We start from the raw sequence: 7,232 nt of genomic DNA, 5'->3' as shown, positions 1-7,232 counted from the left end.
CTCGCTTCCGCTTGAAGTGGGGATTTCTTAGCATCAACAAAGACAAGGTCCCATGAGAAGCGGATTTTCCATCTCCTCTCTGCACCTATGCAGGGACTCCTTTTCTTCATTTGACTAAGCAACTTCTGCACATGCAGAAGGGTGGGAACACACCGTCTACTACTTTTTGCTTACGCAATCCACAAATACTTTCTCTTCGTTTCTTCCGGGATATGACACATCTTTCCGTACAGTTCTTTTGCCAAAATGTTGCGGGCACCGTGAATGTCCCAGTGTTCTTCGTAGCCGCACACACAAACGTAGTTACGTGTCCGCACTTTCTTTCTTCTTTGGCAACAAGGGCATGTTTGAGAAGTGTATGCTTCGTCTACGAGAAACAATAGAGGTACCTTTAGCAATCTAACCTATTTCGATGCTGGAGCCAGAGTGACTTCGGGTGATGTTACCTTGTCATAAAAATCTACGAATTTGTCACGATCGGCGCTATCACGGTAAGCCATGGCGACACGTGGATGTTCATTAAGTACACCAGAGATCATGTAAGGTATGATATAGCCTCACTCCCACTCTTGTCGCATTTCTAACATGTGCTTTTCAATGTGAGCGTATTTACCAGGAAAAAGTATCAGGTGCTCAAAAGAATCGACAAGAATTACAAATAGCTTTGGATATGCTTCGCGAGGGAGATGTATTTGTAGTTTATAAGCTAGATCGATTAGCCCGCTCCGTTAAACATCTATACGAGATCATGGATATCATTCGTAAAAAAAATGTTCAATTTATTTCTCTTAAAGATAACATCGATACCTCTACAGCTTCAGGAAGAGCCATGTTCGGTATGTTTGCTGTTTTTGCTGAATTCGAAAGGGACATTATCCGTGAAAGAACACTTGCCGGATTAAGTGCGGCTAGAGCAAGAGGAAGAAATGGTGGAAGACCTAAAAAAGATGAGAAGAAAATCCAACAGGCAATCGAACTATATCAGTCTGAAAAATTTACCGTTAAAGAAATCAAAGAAATGACTGGCGTTTCAAGTTCCACTTTATATAGAGAATTAAAAACTACAGTAGAAAAAGAACAAAATTAAACAATTTGAATTTTATTAAGAAACAGTAGAGTGCCAAGAAGAACTTTCTTTGTCAACTAACACTCTTTTAATAAGTGAATAATTATAATATCAGTTTTTTTATCATTTTATAGTTAATTAATTTAATACCTTGTCGGTGGACAGTTTGTTCGCAGACTACTGTGTATCCTCGGGACATAAAAAAAGGTTTGGCTGTAATACTGGCATCAGTATGAATTTCTAAAATTTTTAATTCTTTTGCTTTAGATTCAAGTTTATCAATCAAGGCTGAAGCAATGCCTTGGCCTTGATAATCTTTATGAACATAAAGTCGATCTAAATAGCCAGAGAATGTTAAATCACTAAAACCAACAATTTTTTCGTTAATTTTGGCTATGTACGTGATGTTTTGCATAAAAGAAATACCCCAAGTATCAATTTTGTTGGCCTTTTCTTTTATGGGTGCCCATACATCTAGCTGTTCTTTTGAATAATCTTTTGAATTCACAGTATGAACGGTTTCGTAGAATAAAGAAACAACTTGTTCACTATCTGAGGCATTAAATTTCATAATTTTCATATACAATACACCTCCAAGAAACTTAAAAATTTATTTTATCACATTAAAAGCACAGGTATTAGAGGAGGAAGTAAGAAACTGTCACCAACGCCTACTAGGGGTCCCGCCAACCAAATGACATAAAATCCACGTTAAGACATTTTTTGGAAGTGTAAACCTTGATTTTTGTACGCTAAGGATTGTAACTAAAATGAGCGTTTTTGTTACAATATTGGTTTCAAGGTAAACGTCAAGTATAGGAACGAAAATTGGTGGTGATGTAAATTACATCGCAAGAGAAATGGTAACTGAATTTATTTGACCTGTTTTTACTGGAGATACCATTACATGCGAAATAACTCTTACAAATGTTGAACAAATGGAAGGTTTTAAAAAGGTAGAAATAAAGTCAGTATATCGTAATCAAAATGGGAAAGAAGTAATGCTAGGGTCAAGTTATGGAATCATTCGAGACTGAACATTTTAAAATTGAAAATATGTTAATAAAATTTGTTGACATAAAAAATGATTAGGTGCCATACTATATATAATTATAATGCGGGCTAGTAAAGCTAGCCTATTTTCATCACTATATAATTAACTCCCTAATTATGTGTACTAAAAGTAACTGCTTAACGATTTAAAAGAAGAAAGAAGGTACATACATGAGCAATATGAAAGATTCGGAAAAAACGGAAGATGTTTATGTTGTTCCGCCTGCTGTTTCCGATACTAAAGTAATAAATTACAATGATGCGGTTCCTACACTTATACAATCTAAGCGTCAAATTGATCGTTATAATTTAGATATTGACGCCCAAGCTGTTCTCGTTGCGGTTAGGCTAATGGCAGCAGGAACTAAGCTTGGACATGCTACGGAGATTCATTTCTCTAGATTTGGTTTATCAACAGGACGCTATCGTTTACTGGCAGACCTTGAAGATAACGAAGGAGAAGCGTTACCTTCGCAATTAGCTGAACATTTAGGTGTGACACGTGCTACAGTGACAGGTCTAATTGATACCCTTGAGCGAGATGGCCTCGTATCCCGTCGACCTAGCTCAAAAGATGGGCGTCAAAAATCGGTCATTTTAACGGAGCAAGGAGCGAAGAAGCTTCGTGAAATGGCTCCAGAGCATTTCGCAAGGCTAGAAGCTATGGTCGGCTTACTTAGTATCGAGGAGCGCAGTGTATTTCTTGACCTGCTTGGCCGAGTGACAGAAGGCATCTCAGCACTTACGGATGAACTAGACGAATAGAAGAAACTTATGAACAACAGCTAAAAAGGGCTAGTAAAGCTAGCCTATTTTCATCCTCATATGGTTAGGTTCCTAATTATATGATATGAATAGATTGCTAAATGATTTCAAAAAAGAAAGGAGGTGAATATATGAGGGACATGAAATATCTGGATAAAACAGAAGGTGTATATGCTATTACGAATGTGGATTCCAATGTAAAGCCTTTTGTATTGTGGCGTGAAGTGTTGATGGCTTATGTTGCCCCTGCCATCATGGCAGGGATTGGGGGATTGATCACTGCCGACAAGGGTCTACAGATTGGGGCACTAACAACGATTGGAGGAACATCAGCCATAGTAGCCTGGATGTTTGGCCTTTGGTTACGAAGCCGAGGGATTCATAATCGCTGGATTATCGGTGCAAATCACTTAGTTGTTGTGGGGATTTTTACTTTGATAGGGACTATGTTTGGACTGTTCGCTGCGTGGTCGGCATCTTGTTTACTAGGGCCGTTTAATCATTTTATTTGGTTCGATCGGGTATGGATTGATTTTCCGCTATCTGCAATGATTGCGAGCACAATCATAACATGGCGATGGCGTCTTAATGTTAAAAAAATTTTTGTATTCAAAGGAGAGGATAGAAAATGATTGTCATTATTGGGGCATCGGGTACAATTGGTAGAGCACTTTTGAAACGTTTAGTTAATTTTGGTGTTCCTGTTCGAGCGCTGAGCAGGGATCCTGAGAAGGTATTTATGCAGATTGGCGATTTAGACCAGTCACTTATTGAAATCGTATCGGCTGATGCAACTGATCCTGAATCGCTGCGCCGTGCGTTTACAGGAGCAAGCCAGCTCTTCCTTGCGATGTCCAACAGTCCAAGACAAATTGAATTAGAGACTTCTATTATTCATATTGCCACGGAAGTCGGAATAGAGCACATCGTAAAGATATCCAGTCCAGTTTTTGACCGAAATGCTCCAGTGGCAGTAGCAGGTTGGCATCATGAAATTGAGAGAATTTTGTTCGAATCGGGTATTAAGCATACGGTGTTACGCCCGTATGCGTTTATGCAGAACTTACTGCGCTTCGCACCGACGATTATAGCCCAGAATGTTTTCTATGGTTCCATGGATGATATCGCATGTAACTTCATTGATTGCCGAGATATTGCAGATGTTGCTGCCGAAGCTTTGACTAACAGTAGGGTAACTGGCAAAGTATACACACTTACCGGTTCTGAGATATTCAGCTATCCACAGATTGCAAGTAAACTATCCGTTCTGCTGGGGAGGCCAATTCGCTATATCAACATGGATTCTCAAGTATTACGACGCAATCTAATCGAACATGAACATATGCCTCCTTGGCTCGCAAATCATATTGTGGAAATTCAGGCTATGTCGGTGGCGCTACCGGAAAAACCTATGGACACTGTGAAGCATTTGCTTGGTAGAGAGCCCCGCACGCTAGACGATTTTCTGTGTGAGTATGTAGAAAACTTCCGGTAATGGCGGAGTTTACCGAACCAAATAAAGAATTTTTTCTAAAAAGTTGTCGATGGCATTCAACCTTTTGGAATAATGAAAAAATAACACTGGTTATAACAGTATTATAGTCGGAATAATCTTTTAAACCTGCATTTTATCAACACAAAACAAATTAAGTTTTTGGAATTCATTAACTTTAGAAAATAACGTTTTTTTACACTTGGGGGTATTTCAAAATCTTAAGTTGATGGGCATGTGGCTGTACCCCAGAAAGAAAATAAAGTAATAGACTGGAAAATAAAGATGTAGACCAGGAAAATAAAGTCTTTAGACTAACGATGCATCATTAACCGAGGGACGGGCAGATTTGTTTAAAACCAGCGAGACTGAGCAATTTCCAGAGATCGCTCTTTTGGCGAACTGAAGAGTGTGGCTGATCAGGAAACTATCTGCGCTTGGAAAGTAGTGTTAGCTGTTGAGTAAAGTAAAATTCCGCAAAAAATATCAAAACAGAGCGTTCCATCTGTCGTAAAGTTGAGTATATCGATATGGAGGCATTAAAGTGAATTATAAGGATTTGGTAATCAAGGCCACTACCTATATTGAGGATCATCTGACCGATGAGAGATTAAGCACCAAGGTTATGGAGGCTGCGGGCTATTCGCCGTACCATTTTCACCGGATCTTCCTATCGGTTACGAGAAACTCCGTCTCGGAGTACATACGCAAGCGGAGATTGACACAAGCAGCATACGATTTATTTTATACCAACCAAAGGATCATAGATATTGCCATCCTGTACCGGTTCGAGTCTCAGGAATCCTTCACCCGAGCCTTTGGGAAAATGTTCTCCATCTCGCCTGGACAATTTCGAAAGCAAAGGGACATGAAGGACACGCTGTTCCGGGCAATGGAGAAGCTTCCTTTGGATGAAGTGGGGCTACAGCATTTGAATAAGAGCGTCTCCCTCGTGCCAGCTATTGTCTGCCTGAATAAGCTGCATCTGGTCGGCATGTCGATACCGGGTGTCAATTCGGACGAAGTCGGAAAGCTATGGCGGAGCTTTAGGCAGCGTTTGTTCGAAATTGAGCGAAAGCCGGATACGGAAGACATATTTTATGCGGTCATTGAACTTACAGGTAGGCAATGGGAAGTCACGTATACCGCTTGTGTCGAGGTGGCTAGCGAGGAGAGTGTAGTTCCCTTGGGAATGGTCGCTAAGCTGCTCCCAGTTGTAACTTATGCGGTTTTTACTCATAAGGGGACATTATCGAGACTCAACGATACGTTCCAGTACATTTATGAAACCTGGTTACCCCAGTCGGGCAGCGTTCGTACGAATTACCCGGAGTTTGTGCGTTACGACCATCGATATCTAGGACCGATGAACGAGGATTCGGTATTAGACATATATATTCCCGTTGGCTCGCCATATTAGGAGCATGTAGCTCAAGGAGAGGAAGAAATCAAGATGAACAAAATAGAAGATATTGTTGAAGGATATGCAGGTTGCTGTGAGGTACAAATTACCGACAACGCATTGAAGGTGACCGTTCCCATGATCGTGATGTATCCGACAGATGCACCGGAACAGACTGATAGGTTAGGGCCGTACTCGTTGGAGGTGGCCAGAGACGCAGCGCCGCTGGAGGGAAAATTTAGACTAGTCCTCATTTCACACGGTACAGGCGGTTCACCGCTTGTGTACCGGTCGCTCGCTCGGCATTTGGCGCGCAGCGGCTTTATCGTTGGCCTTCTCGAACATCCATTTAATAACCGCAATGATAATAGTTTGGAAGGTACTGTCCAAAACCTCACCTATCGCCCCCGGCACCTTCGCATGGCAGCCGACTGGTTTTTTGAAGATGAGAGGTTTAAGGGGCTTCTACAGCCGGGAGGCCATTCGGTCATCGGGCATTCCATGGGGGGCTACACCGCGCTTGCAGCAGCTGGTGGTATCCCGACCTCCTTCCCTACTGAGAGCCCGGATGGGAAGCCGCAGCAGATCGATGTCCCTCATGATTCACGCATCCGGTCCCTGATTTTGCTAGCCCCGGCGTCCGTTTGGTTCCGTAATGAGGGAGCATTAAACAACGTTCGGCTCCCCATTCTCATGTTGGATGCCGAGCGAGACCCTTACGCACTTCCTTTTCACGCGCAGATCATCATGAATAGTGTTGCTGAACCGCAAATGATTCGCTATCGGACGGTGGAGAATGCCGGACATTATTCCTTCCTGACTCCTTTCCCAGCTGAGATGATTTCACCAGACTTTCCCCCCTCGCAAGACCCGCCCGGCTTTGATCGCGTGCAATTTCACGAAACGCTGAAGGCTGAAGTAGTAGAGTTTCTGTTGACTTAACATTAGGAACAATCACTTTCCGTCGAAATCAAATGTTAACTGAGTGTTCGATTAACTAATCGTTACGCTAACTGGGGAAAGTTAGTTCAATATCAGGCTGAAACAGCAGCGGCAGTCTAAGACTTTATTTTCACGTCTTAGTCCGCCGCTGCTTACTTTATTGGAACAGTCTAAAACTTATTTTGCGAAGGCTGCCAAATTAATAATTGAAAAACCACATTAGATCAACAACTCCAGTCTAGAACTTTATTTTCAACGAACACTTGCCTGTCTGAATGGATATTTCTGGTTCTGGTGCAAAGATGATTTCAAAAAACATAGGACATGAATTTCCTATTAACTTACGGATTATGCTGCAATGCCAAACAATTTATCAATGAATTCTTTTCGATTTTGGGCAGACTTCACCCCTCGGTGAACTTGCCCTTTTTTCATCATATGCATGGCTTCAATGCCACGTACTATTGAAGTAGCAGTTTCATACGTTTTGAATCCCAGCATAGAGCGTACTC

8 protein-coding genes and 3 pseudogenes are annotated in these 7,232 nt (G+C 41.6%); 7 read left to right on the top strand and 4 right to left on the bottom strand.

Annotated features, from left to right (window positions below):
- Positions 1-170 precede the first annotated feature (170 nt).
- Both ACFQZ1_RS03070 and ACFQZ1_RS03065 read right to left on the bottom strand, forming a co-directional pair.
- Positions 171-380, bottom strand: a complete 210-nt coding sequence (locus ACFQZ1_RS03070; RefSeq protein ID WP_080001279.1) for a zinc ribbon domain-containing protein — start codon at positions 378-380, stop codon at positions 171-173.
- Between the two features lie 24 nt (positions 381-404).
- Positions 405-599 (bottom strand): annotated as a pseudogene (locus ACFQZ1_RS03065) (nucleoid-structuring protein H-NS); the annotation flags it as partial.
- Positions 600-607: 8 nt separating this feature from the next.
- Between ACFQZ1_RS03065 and ACFQZ1_RS03060 the strand changes: the two are divergent.
- The gene (locus tag ACFQZ1_RS03060) at positions 608-1,087 is read left to right on the top strand and encodes a recombinase family protein (RefSeq protein WP_377880630.1); all 480 of its coding nucleotides are present in this window, start codon (positions 608-610) and stop codon (positions 1,085-1,087) included.
- 82 nt (positions 1,088-1,169) lie between these two features.
- Here the strand turns inward: ACFQZ1_RS03060 and ACFQZ1_RS03055 are convergent, their stop codons facing one another.
- A complete protein-coding gene (locus tag ACFQZ1_RS03055) occupies positions 1,170-1,646 on the bottom strand; it encodes a GNAT family N-acetyltransferase (RefSeq protein WP_377880629.1) in 477 nt (158 codons plus the stop codon).
- Between the two features lie 226 nt (positions 1,647-1,872).
- On the opposite strand from ACFQZ1_RS03055, the pseudogene ACFQZ1_RS03050 reads away from it, so the two are divergent.
- The 6 genes and pseudogenes from ACFQZ1_RS03050 to ACFQZ1_RS03025 all read left to right on the top strand — a co-directional run.
- Positions 1,873-2,103, top strand: a pseudogene (locus tag ACFQZ1_RS03050) (FAS1-like dehydratase domain-containing protein); the annotation flags it as partial.
- A gap of 187 nt (positions 2,104-2,290) precedes the next feature.
- Positions 2,291-2,884, top strand: a complete 594-nt coding sequence (locus ACFQZ1_RS03045) for a MarR family winged helix-turn-helix transcriptional regulator (RefSeq protein WP_371261863.1) — start codon at positions 2,291-2,293, stop codon at positions 2,882-2,884.
- Between the two features lie 131 nt (positions 2,885-3,015).
- Positions 3,016-3,516, top strand: coding sequence for a hypothetical protein (locus ACFQZ1_RS03040; protein WP_156107911.1), 501 nt, complete (start codon positions 3,016-3,018; stop codon positions 3,514-3,516).
- A complete protein-coding gene (locus tag ACFQZ1_RS03035; protein ID WP_035431392.1) occupies positions 3,513-4,379 on the top strand; it encodes an SDR family oxidoreductase in 867 nt (288 codons plus the stop codon). The genes ACFQZ1_RS03040 and ACFQZ1_RS03035 overlap by 4 nt, the downstream gene beginning before the upstream one ends.
- A 541-nt stretch (positions 4,380-4,920) precedes the next feature.
- Positions 4,921-5,796, top strand: a complete 876-nt coding sequence (locus ACFQZ1_RS03030; RefSeq protein WP_377880628.1) for a GyrI-like domain-containing protein — start codon at positions 4,921-4,923, stop codon at positions 5,794-5,796.
- A gap of 33 nt (positions 5,797-5,829) precedes the next feature.
- Positions 5,830-6,720 (top strand): alpha/beta hydrolase family protein, encoded by an 891-nt coding sequence (locus tag ACFQZ1_RS03025; protein WP_377880627.1) that lies wholly within the window; start codon positions 5,830-5,832, stop codon positions 6,718-6,720.
- 348 nt (positions 6,721-7,068) lie between these two features.
- On the opposite strand, the pseudogene ACFQZ1_RS03020 reads toward ACFQZ1_RS03025, so the two are convergent.
- Positions 7,069-7,232, bottom strand: a pseudogene (locus ACFQZ1_RS03020) (IS6 family transposase); the annotation flags it as partial.

It is taken from the genome of Bacillus sp. CGMCC 1.60114, assembly GCF_042676365.1.
GTDB classification, from domain to species: Bacteria; Bacillota; Bacilli; order Bacillales; family Bacillaceae_G; genus Bacillus_A; species Bacillus_A rhizoplanae_A.
Note: the sequence above shows the minus strand (reverse complement) of the source record. Positions and strands in the feature narration are given on the sequence as shown.